We start from the raw sequence: 24,457 nt of genomic DNA, 5'->3' as shown, positions 1-24,457 counted from the left end.
TGTAATTCGAATTTGTAAAGGTTTTATGCGAAATCCGTTGGTTTTATGGTTAGTGCTGGCCGTGGTGGTGCTGGCCGAATGGTATGGTTATCAGGCAGTACGCACGGTGGTGCAGCACCTTTCGCCCGGTGTCCGGCGGGCGGCGGCCATCAGCTACTGGCTGCTCACGGTGGGCAGCTGGATGATTGCGGGCTGGGCCGGCTCGACCCGGCAAACGGGTAATATTCAGCTCAAAAGCTACCTCATGAGCCTGCCCGTGCTGCTGCTGGGGGCCAAGCTTATTATGTTCATCCCGCTGCTGCTGGAAGACGTGACGCGGCTGGGCCGCTGGGCAATGAGCTCGACCGGCCGCCCGGCGGGCACGGACGTGGCGGCTATTCCGCGCAGCGAATTCTTGGCGAAGCTGGCGCTGGGCATCGGGGCTATTCCGTTTTTTGCGCTGCTGTGGGGCATGGTGAAGGGCGGCACCGACTACACGGTGCGCCGCGTGACACTGCGCTACCCCAACCTGCCGCCGGCCTTCGACGGTTTTAAAGTGCTGCAAATCTCGGACTTGCACACCGGCAGCTTCAACTCGACGGAGCCGCTGGAGCGGGCCGTGGCCATGATAAACCGCCAGGGCGCCGACCTTATTCTGATGACCGGCGACCTGGTGAACAACCGCGCTACCGAGGTAGAGCCGCACATTCCGGCCCTCGCGGGCATCAAGTCGGAGCTGCCCATTTTCTCCAGCCTCGGCAACCACGACTATGGCGACTACGTGGCCTGGGAAACCCCCGCCGACAAGCGTGCCAACCTGGAGCGCCTGATGCAGAACCACGCCAAAATTGGCTGGACGCTTCTCAATGACACCAGCCACACCATCACGCGCGGCACCGATAAAATATCGGTGCTCGGCGTGCAGAACTGGAGCAGCCACGCCAACTTCCCCAAGCACGGCAACCTGGCTCAGGCCCACGCCGCCAGCGGCGACGCGCCCTTCAAAATCCTGCTCTCGCACGACCCCTCGCACTGGGAAGCGCAGGTGCTCAACTACCCCGATATCGACCTCACCCTCAGCGGCCACACCCACGGCATGCAGTTCGGTGTGAACCTGCCCTTTCTGAAATGGAGCCCCGTGAAATACGTGTATAAGCAGTGGGCCGGGCTGTATGAGCAGGGCCGCCAGAAGCTGTACGTGAACGTGGGCCTGGGCTTTTTGGGCTACCCGGGGCGGGTAGGTTTCCTGCCCGAAATCACGGTGTTTGAGTTGCGCCGGGCGTAAGCGTCTGAACAAAAAAAGAACGTCATGCTGAGCGCAGTCGAAGCATCTCTACCACGCCATTTGGCATGCTGAGCCTGCGCTCAGCATGACGTTCTTCATTCCCTGTCAGGTAACCCCAGCCGTGCCATTGGCGTAAAGCGCCCCCAAACCAACAATGGTTCTTTCTTTTATCCCTCCGTTTGTCATGAAAAATTCCCTGTTGATTCTCGCGGGCGCTGCCGCCCTTTCGCTGGCCTCCTGCTCGCAGGAAAAAACCACCGAAGTGAGCACCGCCCCCGCCGATGGGATGGCCACCACGACCACGACGACCACCACCACGATGACGCCCCTGACCGACGCCCAGATTGAGGCCCGCGCCCAGCGCATTGCCGATAAAATGGTAGCCGACATGAAAATCTCGGACGAAGCCACGAAAACCAAAATCCGCACCGTGTACGTGAACCGTTACAAGCGCATGAACGACATGAGCACCAAGTACGCCTCCGACACCACCGGCATGGCCGCCGACCGCCGCAACGCCATGATGGCCGAAGACGAAGAGTTTAAAACTGTATTCACCGACCCCACTCAGTACCAGGCCTACGAGTCGAGCCGCTCGACCTACGACGACAGCAACTACCAGGACGACGCCTCGAGCATGGCCCCGGCCGACAACACCACGTCCTCTGCCACCGATGGCACCATGAGCACCATGGAAACCGGCAAGACCAAGATGGAAGACGGCAGCAAGATTAAGGTGAAGAGCGACGGCGACGTGAAAATGAAGGATGCCGAAGGCAACAAGCTGAAAATGGCTGGCGACGACGGCACCATCAAGCTCAAGCCCGTTGACGGCGAAAAAATCAAGCAGAAATAATTCTGCGCCTTTTTTTCAATGATTTCGAGCCCACGCCGCCACGGTGTGGGCTCTTTTTTGCTCTACAGGATGCTACTTTGTAGGTAGTACTTCGAAATGGAAGTGGCTTAGTAAGATGGTTGAATTCGTAGCGCATTGGTTAATTGTTAGTTGCACCGAACGTCCCGGCGGGCGGGCCTGGGGCCTGCTCATGGCCCTGGCGCTGCTGGCCGGCGCGGCCCAGGCCCAGGCGCCGCAACCGATACGTGTGAGCGGCAGCGTATCGGAGGCCCAGACGCGGCTGCCCATTCCGGGGGCCACGGTGCAGGTGCTGCGCACCAGGCGCGGCGTGGTAACCACCACTACCGGCGATTTCAGCATCGATGCCCTGCCCACGGATACCGTCCAGTTTCGGGCCCTGGGCTATAAGACGCAGCGTATGGCGCTGGGCGGCACGGGGCTGTCGCAGCTGGTGGTGCGCATTCAGCTGGCCCGCGACAGTGTGCGCCTGGGCGAAGTGCAAGTGGTGAGCGACCGGCCCGACCGCGCCATTATCAACCGGGCGCTGCGCAATGTTAAGCGGCCCGCGCCGCCAGTGGTGAGCGGGGCCAAGCGCCCGCCCAAGCCCAAGCCGCTCTTCGCCGTCGATTCGACCGCGCCCAAAGCGCCCATCCCCACCATCGCCAGCCCCGTGAGCCTGCTCTACGACCAGTTCTCCCGCGAGGGCAAGCAGCGCCGCAAAATGGAGCAGATTGAAGCCGAGCAGCGCGCCGAAAAAGCCCGCAAGGCCCGCGCCGAGTACAACAAGGCCTTCTTGGATAATCGCGGCTACCAGCCGTGAGAGCCAGTGGGAATGAAGAACGTCATGCCGAGCGCAGCCGAGGCATCTCGCATGCAATAGTAAACCTGTCGATTGGATGGATTACTGCTGCACGCGAGATGCCTCGGCTGCGCTCGGCATGACCGTCCCTGTTGCTAGCCGATAACTGCCTGCTGCATTTCCGCGTAAGCCCAATGTATGAAAATTGGGTATCCCTGCGTGAATGAGGCGATGGATTGCAGCTCTGGCAATACCTTCCGGCTGGCCTCGTATTTAGAAGAGCGGCTGGTGGCGGCCGTGACGGCCAACCTGGCCTGCCTGCGCCGTATGCTGGAATGGAACGTGTCCCAGGGCCTGCTTTTCTTCCGGATTGGCTCCAGCATTGTGCCGTTTGGCTCGCATCCCATCAACACGTTTGCCTGGCAAACGCACTTTGCTGCCGATTTTCGGGCCATTGGCGACTACATCAAGGCCAACAGCCTGCGGGTGAGCTTCCACCCCGACCAGTTTGTGGTGCTGAACTCGCCCAGCCCCGATATTGTGCAGCGCAGCATTCAGGAGCTGGTGTACCAGGGTTCGATGCTGGATTTGATGGGGCTCGATGGTACGGCCAAGCTCCAGATTCATGTGGGCGGGCTGTATGGCGAGCGGGAGCTTGCCATAAGCCGTTTTGCGGCGGTGCACGCTGCCCTGCCGCCGGCCGTGAAAGCCCGCGTGGTGGTTGAAAACGACGACCGGCTGTTTTCCCTGCGCGACTGCCTGGCGCTGCACCAGCTCACGGGCGTACCCATTCTGTTCGATAATTTCCACCACGAGTGCCTAAACCATGGCGAACCCATGGCCGAGGCCCTGCGCCTGGCCGCCGCCACCTGGCACCCCACCGCCGACGGCGTGCCCATGATGGACTACAGCTCGCAGGCCCTGGGTGAGCGCAAAGGCAAGCACACCAATGACCTGGTAGATGAGCAGTTTCGCGAATTCCTCACCCACCTGCACGGCCTCGATTTCGACCTGATGCTGGAAATCAAGAACAAGGAAGCCAGCGCCCTGCGCGCCGTGGCCATTCTGCGCGAGCTGGGCCTGAGCGCCGCCGCGCCCGATGCCATCAGCCCGCCCCTCACGCTGCCCCCCGACCCCAACGCGCCTGCCAAGGCCAAGCGCGCTAAAAAAGCAATTCTTTAATAGTCCTGTTTCAACAGGACGCGTACCTGGTGATGGATTACGCCGCGCGGCATTCCATTACCTCACCATTTCACCTTTCACCACCTCACCTTATGCCTTCCGACCACCTTCTTGCCACCGTCAGTGCCCTGCGCAACGGCCTCACCAGCCTGCCCCTGGGCTCGGCCATGGACAATACTGAAACCTGGCAGCAGCAGTTTCTGCAAAGCGGCGAGCCCGGCCTGCAGGACATTGCCCGCGAAATCGGCAACCTGCAGTCGCTACTCAGCAGCGGCGTACTGAGCAGCACGGCCATCGGCAACTCGCTCTCGATGCTGGGCGACCAGACTGGCGAAATCAGCGCCACTGCCCCGGCCGAGTTGAAAAAGCCGCTCACCGAGCTGGCCGACCTGCTGCGCCGCCACGGCGGCGACCTGCTGGCCCACGCCGCCAAAAAGGCGTAGCAGCCGCGCGCCCCTCAACCAAAAAGCCCCGCCGGATAGTAGTCCGGCGGGGCTTTTGCGTTCGGTAGCCGGGGCTATTTGGGCGTGTTCGGATTGTAGGTAGGTACGGTGTTCTGCTCGATGTTGCTGCTGCTGCTGCGACGCGAGCGGGTAGGTACCACATCGGTGGACTGGCGCGGGATGTTGGCGCGCCGGATGGGCTGCTCGCGGATATCGGGCACGGCATTGGGCGACTGTTCCGGGGTGGCGGCGGGCGAAAAGCCCTGGTCGTCGAGCTGGCGGGTGGGCTGGGCGTCGCGGTTGGTGGGCGTGCGCTGCATGGTTGGCGGGCCCTGAATGGTGCTTTGGTTGAGCGCCGGGTTCACGGGGGGCACAGTGGTCTGGCCCTGGCTGCCGCCACGCACGGGGGCCGAGGGGTCGAAGGGCACGGTTTGGGCCTGGGCCGTGGCGGCAAATAGCAGGCCGGCTAGTAAGAGGGAATATTTCATAGCGGGGTGGGGGAATGGGGGAATAAAAAAGCCGGCTGCTTCGGGAAGAAACAGCCGGCTGCCAACTCGTTACGGCACTGAGCCGCAAAAAGTTACTACATGGTGGACTTGCTTTTCATCTTGCCTTTGCCATTGGACATGTTGCCCTTGGTTTTGGTGCGGCGGCCCGAGGTGGAGCTGCCCGAAGTGGTACCGGACGTGGTGCCCATGGAACCGCTCGTGCTGGTATTCATCGTGCCCGTGGTCGAGCCCATGGTGCCGCTGGTAGTACCCATGGTGCCCGTTGTGGTGCCGGTAGTAGTACCCATGGTACCGCTCGTGGTGCCCATGGTACCGGTAGTCGAGCCCGAGGTGGTGCCCATGGTGCCGGTGGTCGAGCCCGAAGTGGTGCCCATGGTGCCGCCGGTGGTCGTTTGAGCGAAGGCGGCATTGCTAAAGCCGAAGGTCAGTAAGGCGGCGAAGAGGATTTTGCTGGTTTTCATGGTATTGGTTGAAAGGATGGAGATGGGAAAGAACTGCTGACGTAGCCTCTTTATATGATGCAGCCTTTACGTTGCGGAGGGCGGCTCGGGTTACAAGATAATTTGGGCAATTATTTTAAGCTCAACTGTTTACAATCGAAATAAGGCTAGAATTATATGTAAAATTGCCTGCATAATCCGGGCTGCTTATCGGCTGGTATTGAGAAATGTTGGCCCGCCGTTGTAACCTTCCGCTACGGGCGCGGTGTCCACAGCCAAATACCCTTAAAACCCCCCTTCATCAGGTTGGACTCGCTAACGGATAATGCGCTGATGCTGCGGGTGAAAGCCGGCGATGTCGACCGGATGGGCTTGCTCTTCGAGCGCTACCACCGCCCACTATTTGGGTTTCTTTACCACATGCTGGGCCGGGCCGCCGCCTGCGACGACTTGGTGCAAACCGTGTTTTACCGCATGCTGAAATACCGCCATACCTTCACCGGCGACGGCGAGTTCCGCACCTGAATGTACCACCTGGCCCGCAACGTACTGGCCGATTTCGTGAAGAAACACCGCCACGCCGCCCACCACACCGACGTTGCCGACCTGGCCGAGCACCTCGCCGGCGGTACCCGCGCCGATGCCGGCCTGGAGCAGGCCCAGGATGTGGCCCAGCTGCATCAGGCCCTGGACCGCCTCCGGCCCGAAGACCGCGAAATTCTGGTTCTGAGCCGGTTTCAGGAATTGAAATACGCCGAAATAGCCCGCCTGCTGGGTACCACCGAAGGCGCCGTGAAAGTGCGCGTGCACCGCGCCATGAACGAATTGAAAACGACATTCCTCCGCATTGAAAACTGACCCCTCGCCCATGAACTGCGAACCCCTAAAAGCGCAACTGGTCGACTACCTCAGCCGGCAGCTGACCGCTGCTGAGCACGCCGCCCTCACGGCCCACCTCGCCGGGTGCGCCGAGTGCCGCGAAGAGCTGCAGGCCATGGAGCGCGTGTGGCACACGCTGGGCCAGGCCCCCGTGCCGGAGCCCGGCCCTCAGGCCCGCCCCGCGTTCTACGCCATGCTCGCCACTTTTAAGGATGAGCTGGAAACCACGCCCGATTATTCGCTCCAGGGCCTGTGGCTGCGGCTGCGGGCCTGGTCCATTCCGCGCCCGGCGCTACGGCTGGCCTACAGCCTGTGCCTGCTGGGCGTGGGCGTGCTGGGCGGCTATTGGCTGAACAGCGGCTCCAAAACCGCCGCCGCCGACCAGCAGCAGCTGGCCGCGCTGGCCGCCCAGGTGGGCGAAATGCGCCAGGTAATGCTGCTCTCGCTCATCGACAACCCCTCGGCTACCGAGCGGCTGCGGGCCGTGGGCTACACCAAGGAGCTGCCCGACCCCAATTCCAAGGTGGTGAACGCCCTGCTGAGCACCCTCAACCACGACGACAATGTGAACGTGCGGCTGGCCACCCTGGAAGCCCTCACGCCCCTGGCCCAGGCCGATGCCACCGTGCGCCTGGGCCTGGTGCATGCCCTGGCCCAGCAGGACTCGCCGCTGGTGCAGGCGGCCCTGGCCGATGCCATGGTGCAGCTGCAGGAGCGCCGCTCGGTGCCGCCGCTGCGCCGCCTGCTGAAACAGGAAAACCTGGACAACATGGTGAAAAGCAAAATCGAGCAAAGCATCCAAACCCTGAGCGACGGCCCCCCGGCCGCCCCCGCAACCCCCCAACGCCATGACCAGACCCAATTTTCTCCTCAGCCTGCCCGCGCTGCTCTGGCTGTGTAGCAGCCCCGCCTGCCAGGCCCAGGCCAGCCGGCACTTGCAATCCAAGGAGCAGATTACCAAAGAATTCATGCTCACGGCCGAGGCTGGGCGCAGCACACTGGCCCTGTATAACATCAACGGCTCGGTGACGGTGCAGGGCTACGCCGGCAGCAAGGTGCTGGTGGAAGCCACCAAAACCATCTCGGCCGACGATGCCAAAACGCTGGAAACTGGCAAGGCGGAAGCGCAGCTGGGCTTCGCGCAGCACGGCGACAGCGTGGTGGTGTACCTGACCGGCCCCCAGGACTCGCGGCCCCACAACAACGACCGTCGCGGCGGGGACCGCAAGGAAATCAACTACCGCTACGATTTCGACTTCGTGGTAAAAGTGCCCTGCCAGCTCAACGTGCGGGTTTCGACCATCAACCACGGCGAGGTGAAGGTGCAGGACGTGACCGGCCCGCTACACGTTTTCAACGTGAATGGCCCCATCACGCTGGCCAATGTGAAGGGCAGCACCGAGGCCCGCACCGTGAACGGCAACGTGGATGCCAGCTACGCGGCCAATCCGCCCGGCGCGTCGTCGTACCACACCATCAACGGCCAGATTCGGGTGAAATACCCGGCTGGTTTCGCGGCCGATATGCACTTCAAGAGCATGCACGGGGAATTTTACACCGATTTTCCCAATGCCGAAATGCTGCCGGTGCAAGTCACCAAAAACCGGGAAGGGCACAGCAGCGGCACCATGTACAAGCTGACCAAGGACACGGCCGTCCGCATCGGCCAGGGCGGCCCCGACCTGCATTTTGAAACCCTCAACGGTGATGTGACCGTCACCAAGCAATAGTTAATCAGTTCTTTACCATGAATATTTTATTCCGATTATTCCCGCAACGACTTTCGCCGCTTCTCGTTCTGAGCCTGCTGCTGATTGGTAGCGCCCGGCCCGGCCAGGCGCAGGATTCCGAAAAAGACGCCAAAGAACAGCTCACCGTGGCCCTGAGCGCGCCCGGCAAGCCCGGCTCGCTGGAGCTGAGCCTCGTGAACGGCTCCATCCACGTAGCTGGCTACGGCGGCAAGGAGGTGATGATTGACGCCGTGGCCCGGCCCCGGCAGGGCGACCGGCGCTCCAGCAGCAAGGCTGAAACCAACGGCATGAAACGCCTTTCATCTGCCAACAGCCTCAACCTGACGGCCGAGGAAAAGAACAACCACGTCGAAATAACCACCGACTCCTACCAGCATCCCATCGACCTGACCATCAAGGTGCCGCAGAATTTCTCGCTCAAGCTCAGCACCGTGAACAACGGCGATATCACCGTTGACAACGTGACCGGCGAGCTGGAAATAACCAACGTGAACGGGGCCATTCAGCTCAGCCAGGTGGCCGGCTCGGCGGTGGCGAATACGGTGAACGGCAACCTAATTGTGGTGTTTAAAAGCGTGACGGCGGGTGCGCCCATGGCCTTTTCCACCCTCAATGGCAAGGTTGATGTGACATTCCCGGGCTCCATTAAGGCGGCGCTCAAGATGAAATCGGAGCGCGGCGACGTGTACAGCGACTTCGACGTGGCCGTGGACAAAGGCGCCGCCAAAGTGACCCGCACCAGCCAGAACGGCCTCTCCCGCCTCAGCACCGACGACTGGACCTACGGCAAGGTGAACGGCGGCGGCCCCGAGGTAATGCTGAAAACCTTCAACGGGGATATTTTTCTGCGGAAAGCGAAGTAGAGGCGATTGGCAGTTTTCAGGCCCCGGCGGGGCGGCCCTTGTGCGCACAAGGGCCGCCCCGCCGGGGCCTTTTTATGTGCTTCCGGGACTAATGCCGACCTTCCCGAAAAAAAGTTGAGCACCGCTGTAACGTCTGCCTCAACTCCGGGTACTCCTTTCATTCCAACTCCTACCTAAACACTTTCCGTGGAAACCACGAGCGACGAAGCACTGATGGCCGCCGTCCGGGCCGACGACCTTGACCAGCTCGTGCCGCTGTTCGAGCGCTACCACGGGCCCCTGTTCAATTACCTCACCCGCCTTACCAACGACCGCGAAACCAGCGAAGACCTCACCCAAACCGTGTTCGAGCGCATCCTCAAATACCGCGGCAGCTACCAGCCCACCCAGCCCTTCAAAGCCTGGGTGTACCAGATGGCCCGCAACGTGCACGCCGACTACTGGCAGCGCCAGCAAAAAGTGCGCGCCGCCGATGTGGACGTAGCCGAAGTGGAGCGCACCGGCGGCCTGCGCGGCGCGGCCTTCTCGCAAATGCGGGTGAACAACCACCACGACGACCTGCACGAAGCCCTGGATATGCTGACCGTGCCGCAGCGCGAAATCCTGGTGCTGAACCGCTTTCAGGGGTTCGGCTACGAGGAAATCGGGAAGCTGCTGGGCTGCACCGCCGAAGCCGCCCGCGTGAAAGCGCACCGCGCCCTGCAAGCGTTGCGCAAAATTTATTTCGCCAATTAAGTCCATGAAAACGCCCGAACTTTCTGCCTGCCACGAGCTCGAAGCCCTGCTGCCGGCCTACGTCGAGCGCAGCCTGCCGGCCACCGAGGCCGAGCGCGTGGCCGCCCACCTGCCCGCCTGCCCCACCTGCCAGCTGCAGGTAACCCAACTCCGCGCCCTCTCCGATGACCTCGACGCGGCCCTGCCCGAAGTGCCCCGCACGGCCCTCCGCGCCAACTTTATGGCCATGCTGGAGCAGCAAAAGCAGCTGCTGAACCCCGAAGCTGCTGCCGCGCCCACCCCCATCCAGCCCAATGCCAAAGTGGTGTCGATGTGGCCCACGGCGCTGGCTGATAATTGGCTGCGCATCGCCGCCAGCCTGGTCCTGATTGCCGCCGGCGTATTCCTGGGCCGCAACCTGCACTGGGGTGACAATGCCAACAGCGTGGCCACCACCACCGAGAAAAATGCCCCCACCACCCTGGCCAACGCGCTGACCAACGACAACGGCCGCCCCGTATCGGCCAGTGACCGGATTCAGCTCGTGACCAACGCTACCAAAGCCGCCGCCGCCCCCGACGATGCCACGGTGCAGGTACTGCTCAATACCCTCAACTTCGACCCCAACCCCAATGTGCGCTTGGCGGCCTGCGAAGCCCTCTACCGCCTCCGCGATGCCCCCGGCGTGCGCGAGGGACTGGCCAACTCCCTGCCCATCCAAACCGACCCTAATGTGCAGATTGCGCTGATTGACATGGTGGTATCGCTGCGCGTGCACCGCGCGGTGCCCCAGCTTCAGCGCCTCGCCAAAAAGGCCGATGCCCTGCCCGTGGTGCGGGCCCAGGCCGAGGCCGGCATCGGCAAGCTGATTTGAGTAACCAACCAACAGAACGAGTCATGCAGAGCGTAGCGAAGCATCTCGCGTGTGGTAGTAACCCAATCGTGTAACGATGTGAGCGAGATGCTTCGCTTCGCTCTGCATGACCAGCTACCTCCTCCGCATGACGTTCTATTTTCCCTCCGTAATCTTCTCAATACCATGAATAAGCTCTTATTACTCGCCTTCGCGGGTTTACTATTTACCCAGCCGGGCCACGCCCAGGAATTCCGAACCAAACTCAACGCCAAAGACCCGAAAATTGTCATCGACATGCAGGGCAGCGACGTGACGGTGGAAGGCATCGACGGCAGCGACCTGGTGATAAAGGGCGACGGCTTTGAAGAGGCCCCGGAGCGCGCCAAAGGCCTGCGCCCCATCTACAACTCGGCGGTGGACAATACCCGGATTGGCCTCTCCGTTGTGCAGCAGGATAATGTGGTGCGCATTTCCCGGGCCTCGCGTAAGGAGGCCAGCTACCTCATTCGGGTGCCGCGCAACGCCTCGGTACAGTACAAGCAGGCCGGCTGGAACGGCAGCAGCGACGTGGCGATGCGCGACCTGGGCGGCGACATCGAAGTGAGCATGACCAGCGGCGACATCAGCCTGAAAAACGTGGCCGGCCCCGTGGTGGCCAACACCGTGAGCGGCGACATTCTGGTGCGTTTCGCGTCCATGCGCCAGGGCCCCAGCTCCATCTCCACCGTGAGCGGCGACGTGGACGTGAGCATGCCCACCAACACCAAAGCCACCGTCAAGCTGCGCTCCATTTCGGGCGAAATCTACACCGATTTCGACATGAACCTGAAGGGCCAGGACAACATGAGCCACATCGGCGGCCAGGTGGTGGATGGCAACATCAACGGCGGCGGCAATACACTGTCGTTCAAGACGGTGAGTGGGGATATCTACGTGCGGAAAGCGAAGTAGATAGCAATGCCTAACGCGGGTCACCTCACCCCCGGCCCCTCTCCCGCGGAGAGGGGAGCCTGACGATTCCATATCCGCGCCGCCGTGGCTCCCCTCTCCGCGGGAGAGGGGCCCGCCCCGCAGGGGTCTCGTGAGGTGACCCGCCAGCGCATCCCCACATACCTGCCTAATATCACCTTTCACGCTAATTCTTCTCACACCATGCGCCAGTTCTTCTTCCTCCTTTTGCTGGTGTGCGCCGCAGCCGCCTGCCAGTCGGCTTCGGCCCAGAAAATCATCGAGAAATCCGCTAATCTGACTGCTGGCCAGCGGGTATTTCTCAATCTGAAGCAGGCCAGCAACATCCGCATCCGGCCCGGGGCGGCCGGCAAAATGACCATGAAGGCCACCGTCAGCATCAACTCGAATCGGCTGAACGATGCCCTGCAAATCGACCTGAGTCCGACCGGCGACGAGCTGCGCCTGACCGCCGATTTCGATAAGGAAATGCTGCGTCAGGCCCGGCCCGGCGACTGCCCCAGCCGCACCGGCGACCGCAACATGTGGTATGGCCAGCAGGTGTGTGACGACATCAGCTATGAAATCACCCTGCCCGCCGACGTGGCCCTGCGCGTATTTACCTACAGCGGCAACGTGGACATTGCCGGCATCAATAATGCCATCGAAGCCAAGTCGCTGAGCGGCTTTGTGGACGTGGCCTGGCCCGCCGCGAAGGGCGCGGAACTGTCGCTCAAAACCATTACGGGCGAGGTTTATACCGACCAGGACATTGCCTTCAGCACCGCCCAGCGGAAAAACCCCATCGTGGGCTACCAGCTCCACGGCACGCTCAGCGGCAGCGGCCCGCTCGTCAAGCTCGAATCAGTGAGCAACGACGTTTATTTCCGCAAACGGAAGTAACCAATCCCAACAGCGGGAGTTTCCACGCGAAATGGAGCCACAACGGCTGCCAATCGAATACTTGTTGCCTGATTAAAAACGTTTTACCGCGAAAGCTGACGGGGTGTTAACGGCCCGTCGGCTGCGCCAAAAACCTGACACAATGGAGCTGGGGCACCGCCCGCGCTGGTCTGCAAACCAGCCCGGATGGGAGCGGTATGGCCCGGCCACCTGGTGAGTGTGCGCCGGCTGCACCCCGCCCCGCTCCATTGACTCAGGGTGGCTGTCAGGCTGCAAAATCCTTTCCAATAGGTCCTCGAACCACCTTCAACTGTCCTTCGCCATGTTGCACCCTTTCTTTCTGCGCGTCTGTTTTTTTGTTTTTGGAATGCTGAGTCTGGCCCTTGCATCGGCCCGGGCCCAGACGCCGGCGGCCCCTTCTGCGGCAACCGTGGCCGCCACGGCCGCGCCCAAGCGCCAGCTGGCCGCCCTGCGCATCGCGCAGCCCATCAAGCTCGATGGCGTGCTGGACGAGGCCGCGTGGCGCGAGGCCCTGCCGGCCACCGATTTCATCCAGAACCGCCCCAAGCCCGGCCCGCACGAAAAACACCCCACCGAAGTGCGTGTGCTGTACGACGATGCCGCGATTTACGTGGGGGCCATTATGCACGATGTATCGCCGGATTCCATCCCCCGCGAGCTGACGGCGCGCGACAACACCGGCAACTCCGACTTCATCGGCATCTTCCTCGATACCTACCACGACCAACTCAACGGCTATGCGTTCATCGTGACCAGCAGCGGCGTGCAGCTCGATTCGCGCTACTCGCCGGCCGGCGGCGAGGACTTCAACTGGAACGCCGTGTGGGAAAGCCGCACCGCCCTGCGCGGCACCGACTGGGTGGCCGAAATGCGGATTCCGTACTCCGCCATCCGTTTCAGCACGGCCGATGTGCAGCACTGGGGACTGAATTTTATGCGGCAGCGCAAGCGCGACAACGCGGTCTATTTCTGGAACGAAGTGAAGCCGCAGGTCGACGGTTTCGTGAACCAGTGGGGCGACCTGACGGGTGTGCAGGGCGTGAAACCGCCGTTGCGCCTCTCGCTCACGCCCTATGTGTCGGGCTACGTAAACCACAACCCGCTGAGCGCCGACGGTACCAAGCGCCTCACCACCCGCTTCAACGGCGGGGCCGATGTGAAGTGGGGCATCAACGAAAGCTTCACCCTGGATGCCACGCTGGTGCCCGATTTCGGGCAGGTGCAGAGCGACAACCAAGTGCTCAACCTCTCGCCGTTTGAGGTGCAGTTCAACGAGAATCGGCCATTTTTTACGGAGGGCACCGAGCTGTTTAACAAGGGCAACCTGTTCTATTCGAGAAGGGTAGGGGCCACGCCGGTGGGCTTTTACGACGTGAAGGCGGGCGCGAACGAAATCATCACGGGCAACCCCTCCGAAACGCCGCTGCTGAACGCCACCAAAGTATCGGGACGCACCAGCAAGGGCCTGGGCGTGGGCATTTTCAATGCCCTGAGCAACGACACCTACGCCACCATCCGCAACACCGAAACCGGGCAGGAGCGCCAGATACTGACGCAGCCGTTCTCGAACTACAACATCGCCGTGCTCGACCAGAGCCTGAAAAACAACTCTTACGTTTCGCTCATCAACACCAACGTGACGCGTGCCGGCAGCACTTACGACGCCAACGTGACCGGCGGCCTGTTCCGCTTCGCCAACAAGGCCAACCGCTACGCCATTGACGGCCGCGCCATCTACTCGCGCCGCCGGGGCACCAGCTTCGGCAGCACCGACCAAATCAGCGACCAGGACGGCTACAAGTACCGCGTGGGCGTGGGCAAAATCTCGGGCAGTTTCACCTGGAACCTGACCCACGGCATCGAGTCCGACACCTATAACCCGAACGATTTGGGCATCCTGTTCGGCAACAACAACATCACCGAATCCTTGGATTTGAGCTACGGCAAATACCAGCCCTTCTGGAAGGTTAACAACCTGTATGTGTTTGGCAACGTGACGCATTCGCTGCTCTACAAGCCCACTTTGTACCAGGCGCTCAACTTCTACCTCGGGGCCAATACCACCTTCACCAAAAGCTTCAACCAGATTGGCTTCGACCTGAACGTAGACCCCGTGACGCACGACTTTTACGAGCCGCGCACCGCCCCGCTGGGCGGCTACTACGTGCGGGTGCCGGAAAACTCCCGCCTGTCCGTGTTCTTCAACTCCGACTCTCGCAAGCCGCTGGCCATCAGCTGGAACACTGGCTTCCAAAGCTATGGCCAGGATGAGCGGCTGGTCCGCGCCCGCCGCACCGGCTACAGCCTGGGCTTCTACCCGCGCTACCGCGTGAATACCCACCTCACCTTCCGCTACAGCGTGGACTGGAGCCTGCGCCAGAACCAAATCGGCTACGTAAACGGCGGCCTCGACAAGGCCGAACCCCTCGACCAGCCCTTCGCCGGCCAGATTCTGCTGGGCCGCCGCAACGTGGCCACGGTGGCCAACGTGGCCTCGGTAGCCTACACGTTCACCAACCGCATGTCGTTCACGCTGCGCGTGCGCCACTACACCAGCAATGTGCGCTACCTCGATTTCACCATCCTCGGCAAGAATGCCGAGGAGCAGTTCGCCGCCTACCAGCGCAACCGCGACAATACCTACAACGCCTTCAACGTGGACGCGGTGTACTCGTGGTGGTTCGCGCCCGGCTCGCAAATCAGCGTGGTCTGGAAAAACGCCGGTTCCACCTATTTGCAGGCCAATGAAGCCACGCCGCAGTTCTTCGATAATTTCAACAACACCATCAACACGCCGCACAATAACTCGCTGTCGGTGAAGGTGCTGTATTATTTGGATTATCTGGCGCTGCGGAAGGGGCGGTAGCTCGTTCAACGCCGACACCTCTCCCGCGGAGAGGGGAGCCACGGCGGCGCGGATATGGAATCGTCAGGCTCCCCTCTCCGCGGGAGAGGGGCCCGCCCCGCAGGGGTCTCGTGAGGTGACGCAGGCTGCGCGCGGCATGACGTTCTTTGCAGTCGCAGCAATTCCCTTTTATCGTCCCCTATGCCGGCAAACCTTGCCCCCGAAATCCGCACCGTCGTGCTCACGCGCTACGTGACGCCGCTCCGCGAGGGCGGCTCGCTGCCGGCCCTGATGGAGGCCGACGACAACTTCTTCTACGTGGTGAAATTCCGGGGCGCGGGCCAGGGCGTGAAGGCCCTGATTGCCGAGCTCATTGTGGGCGAAATAGCCCGCGTGCTGGGCCTGCGCATGCCCGAGCTGGTATTCTGCGAGCTCGACGAATCCTTCGGCCGCACCGAGCCCGACGAGGAAATCCAGGACCTGCTGCAAGCCAGCACCGGCCAGAACCTGGCCCTGCACTACCTCTCCGGCGCCATCACCTACGATGCGCTGGTGACCACCGTGGAGCCCGGCCTGGCCTCGCTCATTGTGTGGCTCGATATGCTCACGCTGAACGTGGACCGCACCGCCCGCAACACCAACATGCTGATGTGGCACAAGGAGCTGTGGCTCATCGACCACGGCGCGGCCCTGTATGTGCACCATGCCGGCCCCGAGTGGGCCGCGCCGCGCCCCCGCCCGTTCCCCCAGATTAAAACCCACGTCCTGCTGTCCCAGGCCACCGAGCTGGCCGCTGCCGATGCCCTCGGCCACGCCCGCCTCACGCCCGAAGTTATCCGGGCCATTGTGGCGCTGGTGCCCGATGCGTGGCTGGCCCACGCCGCCGGCACGCCCGCCGAAGAGCGGGCTGCCTACGTCGGCTTTCTCAAAAACCGACTGGCGCAATCGGCCGCTTTTATTCAGGAAATTAACGACGCCCGCGATGCACGTATTTGAGTACGCCGTGCTGCGGGTGGTGCCCCGCGTGGAGCGCGAAGAATTTCTGAACGTGGGCGTGGTGCTCTATTGCCGCGGCCTGGGCTTTTTGCAGGTGCGCTGGCTGCTGCCCGAAGCCCGGCTCCACGCCTTCGCCCCGGCCCTCGACCAGGCCGAAGTAGCCGCCCGCCTGCACGCCTTCGAGCAAATTTGCCAGGGCCGGGCCGCCGGGGGCGTTATCGGGCAGCTGCCGGTGGCCGAGCGGTTCCGCTGGCTCACGGCCACGCGCAGCACGGTGGTGCAGTGCTCGCCGCTGCACCCCGGCCGCACCACCGACGCAGCCGCCACACTGGCGCGGCTGTTTGCCGAGTTAGTGAGCTAAACGTCTTCTCCGAAAATTGTGAGGCATAGAACGCCAGGCGAATTCAACTAAATGGATAAAACAGCATCCCTAAACTGACAACACTGAGGTAGGTATTCTTGCTTGTTCCCGGATAATTCTGGGGATTGAGGGCGTTTACGAAACTCATCCCCTTTGGGCATTTCGTAAACTTTGATTCGTAGACGGGTTTCGTAAGCTCGCTTGACACTGTAGTAGCTTCCGGGCCACTCGTTTTCGGGCCACTGTTAGTAGTTCACCGAAAGGAGTGTTTATTTGACCTTTGGCTGGCCGAAAGCGCTTCAAAAAATACCCGAAACCAGGTATCTTGCAAGGCTCGTCCAAATGCCAGATTTGCCAGAAGAAATCCACGGCCTTGGCACCTTTTTGTTCCCACGACACCACCGACTGCGAATCCCTATGAAAAACCCATCCCGCTCCTTCTACTTTGTTGCCACTTTATGCCTGCTCTTGGCCTTGGGCGGAATCTTCATGGCGGGCTACTATTCCGGCCGCAACGACTCCTTGGCAAAGCTGGGGCAGGGGCTGTCCTTTGTGGGCGCATTATCGCTCATCTTCGCCTCTGTTGCATATAAAAAACAAAAGGGCAACCCAGCCAATCCGCGCTAAGAAGACAGGTAGGAATTACGGCCTAGTGCCGTGCAGATGGGCTTGCCCGCTTCGGTTTACTGAAACGGTGTTTCAAATTTACCAATACCCCTCACTTCGCCGCCCGAATAGCCGCTACCGCCTGCGCCACCAGCGCCGCCGCCCGCGCCGCCTGGGGGCGGGCCGCCTGCCGCTGCTGCACCTGCTGAAACTGCTCAATTATCCGCTCCCAAGGAATGTAAGGCTTGTACTTCACGGTGAAGTCGCGCAGGCGGGTGAGGCCCTGTTCCAGCGCCGTGGCATCATCGAGGCGTCCGAGGATGGCGACAAAGCCTTCCAGCATGCCGAAGCGGCCGTTGGGGTCGGCGGCATCGTATTTGGCCAGCATCGAGGGCCACTGCGCGGGGCCGCCGGCCTGGCCGTACACGTTTACCAGCGCCACCGTCAGGGCGCCCTGGTTGTCGGCTTCGAAGGCTTTGGCGCGGGCCAGCGCCTGGGTGGGCGCCAGCGGCAACAGGCCCAGCAGCGCCGCGCCCTGCTCCCGGTACGACTGGCTGGCCAGGGCCCTGGTGAACAGCGCGGTGTAGCGCTTCTCCTTCAGTCCACCCAGCACGGTGAGCGCGGCGGTCCGTACTGGGCCCGATGAATCGGTGGCGGCCAGCTTTGCCAGCAGCGGCGCGGCGGCTTTGCGCAGGGAGGCGTTTTTGAGGTCGAGCGACTCCGTGGCCAACTGGCGCAGGGCGGGCGACTTATCGGTGAGGCCGGCGAGCAGCAGTTTTTGCGCCAGCGGGTTGGCCGGCTCCGCTTTGGCGGCGGCCAGGGCTTCGCGGCGGTCGAGGTAGCCCGGGGCGTGGCGGTACTGGTAGGCGAATTCGGCCAGGGTCTTGTGGTCCTGCTTTTGCCAGAGCAGCACGTTTTCGGCGTCTATGTTCACCAAATCGGGCCGGGTGGCGGCGGGGAAGTAGAGGGTGTCGACGGCGTGGCGCAGGGTGGCGGGGTAGCGTTGGGCGCGGCCGTTGGCATACACATCCACCTGCAGCGGCAGCACGAACGGCGCGCCAGTCTGCGTCTGGCGCACTACCACGGCCTGGCGCTGACGGACGGCATCCCATTGGTAATCAATGCTAACTACGGGGTGGCCGGCGCGGTAGTACCACTGGTTGAAAAACCAGTTCAGGTCGCGGCCCGAAGCTTCTTCCAGGGCCAGCCGCAGCTGGTGGGCCTCGCCGTTGCCGAAGGCGTTCTGCTTCAGATAAAGCTGCAAGCCCTTGAAAAACACCTCCTCGCCCAACTCGGTGCGCAGCATATTGAGGATGCTGCCGCCCTTCTGGTAGCTCACGTTATCGAACATATCGTCCTGCTCGGCATATTGGAAGCGCACCAGCGGATGCGCGTAGTTGCTGGGGTCGCGCAGGTAGGTGCGGCGGCTGCGCTCGGCCTGCTCGGCGCCGGCATCGGGGCCGTGGGCGTGTTCGGCCCAGATGATTTCGCTGAAGTTGGCGAACGACTCGTTCACGGTCAGGTTGCTCCAGCTTTCGCATGTCACGTAGTCGCCAAACCAGTGGTGGAACAGCTCGTGGGCAATTTCGCGCTCCACGCCGGGGTATTCCCAGTCGAGCAATTCCCGGGCCGTGCCCTGGGCCTGCTCGCCAAACAGCGAGGCCGAGGCGTTTTCCATGGCCCCGGCCGTGTAGTCGCGCACCACAATCTGGCTGTACTTATTCCACGGAAAATCCACGCCAAGGCGCTGCGAGAAGAACTCCAGCATCGCGGGCGTCTGGCCGAAAATGGCGCGGGCCTGAGCGGCGTAACGCGGTTCGAGGTAGTAGTTAACTTCCTTGCCGCGCCAGGTGTCCTTCGTGATTTTGAAATCGCCCACGGCCAGCATCACTAGGTAGGGCGCGCAGGGCTCGGCCAGTTTCCAGGTATCGGTGCGCAGGCCGGGTCCGGCGGTAGCGCTGCTCACCATCCGGCCGTTGCTGAGCGTAACGTACTTGGATGGTACCGTCAGGCTGATTTCGGTGGTGGTTTTCTGGTTGGGCTTGTCGATGGTGGGAAACCAGGCGGAATTTGATTCCGTCTCGCCCTGCGTCCAGATTTGCACGGGCTTGCCGGCAATGGCGCTGTCGGGGTTGATGAAGAACAGGCCCTTGGCGGGGCCGATGGCGTTGCTGCTTTTGGCGTTCAGCTCGTCGGGCTTGGCGACGTATTCGATGGCAACGGTGTAGGCCTGGCTGGCGGGAATGGGTTGAGGCAAATGGATAAGCAATTGGTGCTGATTGTAGTCGAATTTCAGCGGTATGCTGCCGGTGTTCTGCATCAGGGCCACGGTTTTGATGTCCATGCCCTTGGCATCGAGCCGCAGCGAATCGGTGGCTACGCCGTGCGGCTTCAGGGTCAATTCGGCCTGGCCGTAGAGGTAGCGTTTGGCGTAGTCGAAGCGCACGACCAGCTTGGTGTGCACGAGGTCGTTTACTTTGCGGGCAGCGGCGCGATAGGTGGCGGGTGCGGCCGGTACTTCCGGCGGGGCCTGGGCGACGGCCGTAGCCGCCAGCAGCCAGGCTCCCAGGAGCAAACCGGAAAAGCGCTTCGGGACAGAAAAAATCATGGTGCAGAAAAAGGTGGTTGGCGGTGGATACTGCCCCCACCCGGGATAGTTACAGTGCGGGAACAACTTTCGGCAATGCCCCCGCAGTAATAGTACGGCCGACGCGCAGAAGCTTTTCCGCGCCGCAGCCAGCAGCCAACCGGCGCGTCGCAACCCAACGCATCGGTCCTTAACTTTCCGGCCACGTTTCGCCCATGATTAAGAAAATAGCCCTCGCCGTCGCCATTATCGGCATTATCTTCTATTCGCTCAACGACGCGAAACCAAATAACAGCGTCTATTTAGCGCAATTAAATAAATTTCGCAGCGAGAAAAATCGCGCTTTTCGGCAGTCGGAAGAATCGCCAATTTCTGCCGCGCAAAAAGCGCAGTTCGACAGCCTGAAATATTACGCAGCCGATTTAGCTTTCGTGCCACACGCCGATATTTCGCGCACCGAAACCCCGGATACCACGCTGCTGCAAATGAGCGATAACAAAGCCGAGAAATACCTGAATTGGGGCGTGGTGAAATTCAACATCAATAATTCACCCCAACAATTGCGGGTGTATTTGAAAGCCAACGGCCGCGATTCCACGCTATTTATTCCCTTCACCGACCTCACCAACGGCCACGAAACCTACGGCGGCGGCCGCTACCTCGATGCACCTATTCCGAAGTTTAACGAACCGGAAATCGAGCTCGATTTCAACCGCGCCTACAATCCCTACTGCGCCTACAATAACGAATACAGCTGCCCGGTCCCGCCCGCCGAAAACCGGCTACAGGTCGCCATTCAGGCCGGCGAAAAGTCGTTTCACGAGTAATTGCGACTTCTCCGTTGGCGAGCAGCAGCGTAAAGGCCGGGTTGGCGGCCGCCATTGCTGCCAGCTCCTGCTGCGAAAACACTTCCTCGGAACTGCAGACGCTGAATAGTAGCATGGTGGACTTGCACTGGCTGGCTGCTTCAGCCCGGTTTTAGCTATCCGCTGCCCAGGTGCGTAGAAACAAGCTTTACAATATCTTCAGATTGCCTATGCTACTGGACAAAAAACTTCCTGTTCGCTTTATTCTACGACGTATTGGGCCCGACATGGCACTGGTGCTGCTCATCTCGGCGGTATTCCTGCTGCTCAAAACGTACCTCTCCGCTTATTTACCCCCCATTCCGCTGTCGTTGCCCTCCATTCTGGGTAGCGCCATCTCGCTGCTGCTGGCCTTCACCATCAGCCAGTCGTACGAGCGGTGGTGGGAGGCGCGCAAAATATGGGGTGCCATCGTCAACGATTCGCGCACGCTGGTACTGCAGGCGCGCACCTTTATAAAGGCAGATTATCTATCGGAAGGCCTGTTGAATAGCCTGGCCTGCCGGCAGATGGCGTGGTGCTACGGCCTGGGCGAAACGCTACGGGGCCAGAACCCCATGGCCACGCTTGCCCGCTTCCTGTCAGCGCAGGAGCTGGCCTACGCGGGGCGCCAGGCCAACAAGTCGCTGGCGCTGTTGTCGCTGCACACCCAGCAGTTCAAAATCCTGTATGAGCAGGAGGCCATCAATCCCTATCAGCAAGTGCAGCTCGATGATACGCTGGTACGCCTCTGCGACTCGATGGGGCGAGCCGAGCGCATTAAAAGCACGGTATTTCCGACCAACTATCGGCGGCTGGTGCACTTTCTTATCTATCTGTTTTTGGGCACCTTATCGCTCAGCCTGGTTGAAACCAACGGCCTTTGGGAAATACCGATTCTGGTGATGTTCGCCGTTACCTTCTTCCTGGTCGAGCGTACCGCCCGCTACATGCAGGACCCCTTCAGCAACCTGCCCACCGATACACCCGTCACGGCCATTGCCCGCACCATTGAGATAAACCTGCGGGAACTGCTGGAGAAAGAAGATGTACCTACTCCCATACCCGCCGAAGCCTATTACCTGATGTAGGGCCTAATAAGCAGTTTGAGTTGATACCGTTAAACCGGTCATGCTTCGGCTGCACTCAGCCTTCTGTGTTTTGGAAATCCCCCGGGCACATCCTCCCAGACGCCTTGCCTCGCTTTGTACCTTTGCTCCCTGACAACGAACAACTAGCAACGGACAACCAACCATGCGTATTTCCCTCGACTGGCTTAAAACCCTCATTCCTACCGATAAACCTGCCGCCGAGATTGGCGCCTTGCTCACCGGCTCGGGCCTGGAAGTGGAGAGCGCCGAGGAGTTGGAAAGCATTCCCGGCGGCCTGCGCGGCTTGGTGCTGGGCACCGTGCTCACCCGCGAGCCCCACCCCGACGCCGACAAGCTAAGCCTGACCACCGTGGACGTGGGCGACGGCACGGCACGCCAGATTGTGTGCGGCGCCCCCAACGTGGCGGCTGGCCAGCGCGTGGTGGTGGCCCTGGAAGGTGCCATGCTCCACCCTGCCCAGGGCGAGCCGTTCAAAATTAAGAAAAGTAAGATTCGCGGCGCGGCCTCTGAGGGCATGATTTGCGCCGAGGACGAAATCGGCCTGGGTGAGTCGCACGCCGGCATCATGGTGCTCACCACCGAACTGCCCAACGGCACGCCCGCCGCCGACTACTTCGGCCTGGGCTCCGATACGGTATACGAAATCGGCCTCACACCAAACCGCGCCGATGCCGCCTCGCACTACGGCGTGGCCCGCGAGCTGCGCGCCCTGCTGCGCCAGCCCTGCCATCTGCCGGATGTGAGCGGCTTCGCGGCTCCGGTTTCGGCCGCAACCAACATCAGCGTCGTTATTGAGGATGCCGAAGCCTGCCCGCGCTACGCCGGCCTGCTGCTGGAGAACGTGCACGTCGGCCCGTCGCCGGAGTGGCTGCAGCGCCGCCTGCGCAGCATCGGCCTGAGCCCTATCAACAACGTGGTGGACGTGACCAATTTCGTGCTGCACGAGTTGGGCCAGCCTTTGCATGCCTTTGATGCCGAACAGATTACCGGCGGCCAGATTCGCGTGAAGCGCGCCAAAGCCGGCGAGAAATTCGTGACGCTGGACGGCACCGAGCGCAGCCTGAAAGCCGAGGACTTAGTGATTGCCGATGCCAATGGCGCGCCGATGGCACTGGCCGGCGTGTTCGGCGGCAAGACCTCGGGCGTGAGCGAGAGCACCACCCGCGTGTTCCTGGAAAGCGCTTACTTCGGCCCCGCCGCCGTGCGCCGCACCTCCCAGACGCATAACCTGAAAACCGACGCGTCCTTCCGCTTCGAGCGCGGCACCGACCCGAATATGGTGATAACAGCCCTGCAACGGGCCGCGCTGCTGTTGCAGGAAGTGGCGGGTGCTACCGTTGCCGCGCCCATCGTGGACGAGTACCCCGCGCCTGTGCTGCCGGCTACCGTGCGCCTGCGCCTGCCCCGCGTGGAGCGGCTGGTGGGCCAGTACATTGCCCCCGAGCGCATCCGCCAGATTCTGACGGACCTGGACATCGAAATCAGCGAAGAGAACCCCGACCTGGGCGACCAGGACACCTGGACCCTGACCGTGCCGCCCCACAAAGTGGACGTGACCCGCGAGGCCGATGTGATTGAGGAAATCCTGCGCATCTACGGCTACAACAACGTGGCGCTGCGGGCAAACAACTCGGCCTCATTCCTGGCCAAATTCCCGAACCCCGACCCCGAGGTGACGCGCGTGAAAATCGCCTCGCTGCTGAGTGGCCAAGGCTTCTCGGAAATTCTCACCAACTCGCTCACCAACTCGCTGTATTTTGAGAAAGAGGCCGAGCCAAACCAGGCGCTGGTCCGCATTCTGAACTACAACAGCGTTGATTTGAACGTGATGCGGCCCACGCTGCTGCACTCGGGCCTGGAGGTTATCCGGCACAACATCAACCGCCGCCAGCGCGACTTGAAGCTGTACGAGTTCGGCAAAGCCTACTCGCAGAACGAGAACGGCAAGTACCAAGAGAAGAATAAGCTGGTGATTTACCTGACGGGCAACGCCGATGGTGAAACCTGGCAGCACAAGTCAGAAAAGGCGGCGTTCCACGACCTGGCCGGGGCGGTGCAGCAGGTGCTGGCGGCACTGGGTTTCGGGGGCGCGGCTTCGCAGCCAGTGCAGCATGAGTACCTGGCCGGCGGCCTCGCGCTGCTGGTGCACAACCAGCCGGTGGCGCAGCTGGGCGCGGTGTCAGCCTCGGTGCTGAAGCGGCTGGACGTGACGCAGCCGGTGTGGTATGCCGAACTGGACTGGGACGCGCTTTCGAAGAAATACAAGCCCACGCTGGTGGCCCGCGAGCTGTCGAAATTCCCGGAAGTACGCCGCGATTTGAGCATCGTGGTCGATTCCACAGTGACGTTTGACCAGCTCCAGCAGATTGCCCGGCGCACCGAGAAGAAGCTGCTGCAAAGCATCAACGTATTCGATGTGTACGCTGGCGAGAACCTGGGCGCGGGCAAAAAGTCGTACTCGGTAAGCTTCACCCTGCAGGATTTCAGCCAGACGCTCAGCGAGCAGGCCATTGACCAGGTGATGCAGAAGCTGATTCAGCAGTTCGAGAAGCAGGCCGGCGCGTTGATTCGCAAGTAGGGTTCTGACGGTTTTCAGCCCGCAGAAGGCGCAGAGGCGTGGGGGGCCGAGGGCGCCGCGGGGGGGGGCGCGTCGGGGACGCGCCCCGCGGCCGCGGGG

Annotated in this window: 24 protein-coding genes; 21 read left to right on the top strand and 3 right to left on the bottom strand. The window is 61.7% G+C overall.

All coding sequences use genetic code 11. The features are described from left to right. Positions 1-37: 37 nt before the first annotated feature. From HBN54_RS13230 to HBN54_RS13210, 5 genes are all read left to right on the top strand, one after another. Entirely contained in the window at positions 38-1,264 is a 1,227-nt protein-coding gene (locus HBN54_RS13230; protein WP_235955523.1) for a metallophosphoesterase, read from the top strand. A 184-nt stretch (positions 1,265-1,448) separates the two neighbouring features. Next, positions 1,449-2,120 carry a BAR domain-containing protein gene (locus HBN54_RS13225; protein ID WP_168673683.1) on the top strand — a complete coding sequence of 224 codons (672 nt, stop codon included), beginning with the start codon at positions 1,449-1,451 and terminating at the stop codon, positions 2,118-2,120. Positions 2,121-2,235: 115 nt separating this feature from the next. Further along, positions 2,236-2,940: a carboxypeptidase-like regulatory domain-containing protein gene (locus HBN54_RS13220; RefSeq protein ID WP_168673682.1), complete on the top strand. Its 705-nt coding sequence runs from the start codon at positions 2,236-2,238 to the stop codon at positions 2,938-2,940. 177 nt (positions 2,941-3,117) lie between these two features. Beyond that, positions 3,118-4,101 (top strand): UV DNA damage repair endonuclease UvsE, encoded by a 984-nt coding sequence (gene uvsE / locus HBN54_RS13215; RefSeq protein ID WP_168673681.1) that lies wholly within the window; start codon positions 3,118-3,120, stop codon positions 4,099-4,101. Positions 4,102-4,193: 92 nt separating this feature from the next. After that, positions 4,194-4,544, top strand: coding sequence for a hypothetical protein (locus HBN54_RS13210; RefSeq protein WP_168673680.1), 351 nt, complete (start codon positions 4,194-4,196; stop codon positions 4,542-4,544). A 74-nt stretch (positions 4,545-4,618) separates the two neighbouring features. Here HBN54_RS13210 and HBN54_RS13205 read toward each other — a convergent pair whose 3' ends face one another. Then, positions 4,619-5,032, bottom strand: a complete 414-nt coding sequence (locus HBN54_RS13205) for a hypothetical protein (RefSeq protein ID WP_168673679.1) — start codon at positions 5,030-5,032, stop codon at positions 4,619-4,621. Between the two features lie 95 nt (positions 5,033-5,127). Continuing rightward, positions 5,128-5,514 (bottom strand): hypothetical protein, encoded by a 387-nt coding sequence (locus HBN54_RS23250; protein ID WP_210428054.1) that lies wholly within the window; start codon positions 5,512-5,514, stop codon positions 5,128-5,130. A gap of 285 nt (positions 5,515-5,799) precedes the next feature. On the opposite strand from HBN54_RS23250, the gene HBN54_RS24015 reads away from it, so the two are divergent. The 13 genes from HBN54_RS24015 to HBN54_RS13140 all read left to right on the top strand — a co-directional run bounded on the left by HBN54_RS24015 (position 5,800) and on the right by HBN54_RS13140 (position 17,257). Beyond that, positions 5,800-6,018: an RNA polymerase sigma factor gene (locus HBN54_RS24015; protein WP_317170221.1), complete on the top strand. Its 219-nt coding sequence runs from the start codon at positions 5,800-5,802 to the stop codon at positions 6,016-6,018. Beyond that, positions 6,019-6,351: an RNA polymerase sigma factor gene (locus HBN54_RS24010; protein ID WP_317170220.1), complete on the top strand. Its 333-nt coding sequence runs from the start codon at positions 6,019-6,021 to the stop codon at positions 6,349-6,351. Positions 6,352-6,361: 10 nt separating this feature from the next. Next, a complete protein-coding gene (locus HBN54_RS13190; protein ID WP_168673678.1) occupies positions 6,362-7,273 on the top strand; it encodes a HEAT repeat domain-containing protein in 912 nt (303 codons plus the stop codon). Continuing rightward, the gene (locus tag HBN54_RS13185) at positions 7,221-8,102 is read left to right on the top strand and encodes a DUF4097 family beta strand repeat-containing protein (protein ID WP_235955522.1); all 882 of its coding nucleotides are present in this window, start codon (positions 7,221-7,223) and stop codon (positions 8,100-8,102) included. Before HBN54_RS13190 ends, HBN54_RS13185 begins: the two co-directional genes overlap by 53 nt. A gap of 17 nt (positions 8,103-8,119) precedes the next feature. Continuing rightward, positions 8,120-8,986: a DUF4097 family beta strand repeat-containing protein gene (locus HBN54_RS13180; protein WP_168673677.1), complete on the top strand. Its 867-nt coding sequence runs from the start codon at positions 8,120-8,122 to the stop codon at positions 8,984-8,986. A 186-nt stretch (positions 8,987-9,172) separates the two neighbouring features. Next, entirely contained in the window at positions 9,173-9,721 is a 549-nt protein-coding gene (locus tag HBN54_RS13175; protein ID WP_168673676.1) for an RNA polymerase sigma factor, read from the top strand. Positions 9,722-9,725: 4 nt separating this feature from the next. Next, on the top strand, positions 9,726-10,574 hold the full coding sequence (locus HBN54_RS13170) for a HEAT repeat domain-containing protein (protein WP_168673675.1): 849 nt from the start codon (positions 9,726-9,728) through the stop codon (positions 10,572-10,574). A gap of 165 nt (positions 10,575-10,739) precedes the next feature. Further along, on the top strand, positions 10,740-11,507 hold the full coding sequence (locus HBN54_RS13165) for a DUF4097 family beta strand repeat-containing protein (protein WP_168673674.1): 768 nt from the start codon (positions 10,740-10,742) through the stop codon (positions 11,505-11,507). A gap of 84 nt (positions 11,508-11,591) precedes the next feature. Next, entirely contained in the window at positions 11,592-12,407 is an 816-nt protein-coding gene (locus tag HBN54_RS13160) for a DUF4097 family beta strand repeat-containing protein (RefSeq protein WP_168673673.1), read from the top strand. 322 nt (positions 12,408-12,729) lie between these two features. Then, positions 12,730-15,294, top strand: coding sequence for a DUF5916 domain-containing protein (locus HBN54_RS13155; RefSeq protein WP_168673672.1), 2,565 nt, complete (start codon positions 12,730-12,732; stop codon positions 15,292-15,294). Positions 15,295-15,474: 180 nt separating this feature from the next. Beyond that, positions 15,475-16,269, top strand: coding sequence for a HipA family kinase (locus HBN54_RS13150; RefSeq protein WP_168673671.1), 795 nt, complete (start codon positions 15,475-15,477; stop codon positions 16,267-16,269). Beyond that, on the top strand, positions 16,256-16,630 hold the full coding sequence (locus tag HBN54_RS13145) for a DUF3037 domain-containing protein (protein ID WP_168673670.1): 375 nt from the start codon (positions 16,256-16,258) through the stop codon (positions 16,628-16,630). The genes HBN54_RS13150 and HBN54_RS13145 overlap by 14 nt, the downstream gene beginning before the upstream one ends. 417 nt (positions 16,631-17,047) lie before the next feature. Beyond that, positions 17,048-17,257: a hypothetical protein gene (locus HBN54_RS13140; RefSeq protein ID WP_168673669.1), complete on the top strand. Its 210-nt coding sequence runs from the start codon at positions 17,048-17,050 to the stop codon at positions 17,255-17,257. A 91-nt stretch (positions 17,258-17,348) separates the two neighbouring features. Here the strand turns inward: HBN54_RS13140 and HBN54_RS13135 are convergent, their stop codons facing one another. Then, positions 17,349-19,844, bottom strand: coding sequence for a M1 family metallopeptidase (locus tag HBN54_RS13135; protein WP_168673668.1), 2,496 nt, complete (start codon positions 19,842-19,844; stop codon positions 17,349-17,351). Between the two features lie 194 nt (positions 19,845-20,038). Between HBN54_RS13135 and HBN54_RS13130 the strand changes: the two genes are divergently transcribed. From HBN54_RS13130 to pheT, 3 genes are all read left to right on the top strand, one after another. Then, on the top strand, positions 20,039-20,650 hold the full coding sequence (locus HBN54_RS13130; RefSeq protein ID WP_168673667.1) for a DUF1684 domain-containing protein: 612 nt from the start codon (positions 20,039-20,041) through the stop codon (positions 20,648-20,650). A 209-nt stretch (positions 20,651-20,859) separates the two neighbouring features. After that, positions 20,860-21,759, top strand: a complete 900-nt coding sequence (locus HBN54_RS13125) for a bestrophin family protein (RefSeq protein WP_168673666.1) — start codon at positions 20,860-20,862, stop codon at positions 21,757-21,759. Between the two features lie 163 nt (positions 21,760-21,922). Then, positions 21,923-24,358, top strand: a complete 2,436-nt coding sequence (pheT, locus tag HBN54_RS13120) for a phenylalanine--tRNA ligase subunit beta (protein WP_168673665.1) — start codon at positions 21,923-21,925, stop codon at positions 24,356-24,358. Positions 24,359-24,457: the final 99 nt, after the last annotated feature.

Origin of the sequence: Hymenobacter artigasi, from assembly GCF_012275535.1 — a bacterium.
Classification (GTDB): domain Bacteria; phylum Bacteroidota; class Bacteroidia; order Cytophagales; family Hymenobacteraceae; genus Hymenobacter; species Hymenobacter artigasi.
Note: the sequence above shows the minus strand (reverse complement) of the source record. Positions and strands in the feature narration are given on the sequence as shown.

Bases quoted from the DNA above. Each gene is read 5' to 3' on its own strand.
- HBN54_RS13185 (WP_235955522.1), top strand. From the start codon at position 7,221: ATGACCAGACCCAATTTTCTCCTCAGCCTGCCCGCGCTGCTCTGGCTG.
- HBN54_RS13210 (WP_168673680.1), top strand. From the start codon at position 4,194: ATGCCTTCCGACCACCTTCTTGCCACCGTCAGTGCCCTGCGCAACGGC.
- HBN54_RS13205 (WP_168673679.1), bottom strand. From the start codon at position 5,032: ATGAAATATTCCCTCTTACTAGCCGGCCTGCTATTTGCCGCCACGGCC.
- HBN54_RS13125 (WP_168673666.1), top strand. From the start codon at position 20,860: ATGCTACTGGACAAAAAACTTCCTGTTCGCTTTATTCTACGACGTATT.
- HBN54_RS13170 (WP_168673675.1), top strand. From the start codon at position 9,726: ATGAAAACGCCCGAACTTTCTGCCTGCCACGAGCTCGAAGCCCTGCTG.
- HBN54_RS13150 (WP_168673671.1), top strand. From the start codon at position 15,475: ATGCCGGCAAACCTTGCCCCCGAAATCCGCACCGTCGTGCTCACGCGC.
- HBN54_RS13220 (WP_168673682.1), top strand. From the start codon at position 2,236: ATGGTTGAATTCGTAGCGCATTGGTTAATTGTTAGTTGCACCGAACGT.
- HBN54_RS24010 (WP_317170220.1), top strand. From the start codon at position 6,019: ATGTACCACCTGGCCCGCAACGTACTGGCCGATTTCGTGAAGAAACAC.
- HBN54_RS13165 (WP_168673674.1), top strand. From the start codon at position 10,740: ATGAATAAGCTCTTATTACTCGCCTTCGCGGGTTTACTATTTACCCAG.
- HBN54_RS23250 (WP_210428054.1), bottom strand. From the start codon at position 5,514: ATGAAAACCAGCAAAATCCTCTTCGCCGCCTTACTGACCTTCGGCTTT.
- HBN54_RS13130 (WP_168673667.1), top strand. From the start codon at position 20,039: ATGATTAAGAAAATAGCCCTCGCCGTCGCCATTATCGGCATTATCTTC.
- uvsE (WP_168673681.1), top strand. From the start codon at position 3,118: ATGAAAATTGGGTATCCCTGCGTGAATGAGGCGATGGATTGCAGCTCT.
- HBN54_RS13225 (WP_168673683.1), top strand. From the start codon at position 1,449: ATGAAAAATTCCCTGTTGATTCTCGCGGGCGCTGCCGCCCTTTCGCTG.
- HBN54_RS13190 (WP_168673678.1), top strand. From the start codon at position 6,362: ATGAACTGCGAACCCCTAAAAGCGCAACTGGTCGACTACCTCAGCCGG.
- HBN54_RS13135 (WP_168673668.1), bottom strand. From the start codon at position 19,844: ATGATTTTTTCTGTCCCGAAGCGCTTTTCCGGTTTGCTCCTGGGAGCC.
- HBN54_RS13140 (WP_168673669.1), top strand. From the start codon at position 17,048: ATGAAAAACCCATCCCGCTCCTTCTACTTTGTTGCCACTTTATGCCTG.
- HBN54_RS13180 (WP_168673677.1), top strand. From the start codon at position 8,120: ATGAATATTTTATTCCGATTATTCCCGCAACGACTTTCGCCGCTTCTC.
- pheT (WP_168673665.1), top strand. From the start codon at position 21,923: ATGCGTATTTCCCTCGACTGGCTTAAAACCCTCATTCCTACCGATAAA.
- HBN54_RS13155 (WP_168673672.1), top strand. From the start codon at position 12,730: ATGTTGCACCCTTTCTTTCTGCGCGTCTGTTTTTTTGTTTTTGGAATG.
- HBN54_RS13145 (WP_168673670.1), top strand. From the start codon at position 16,256: ATGCACGTATTTGAGTACGCCGTGCTGCGGGTGGTGCCCCGCGTGGAG.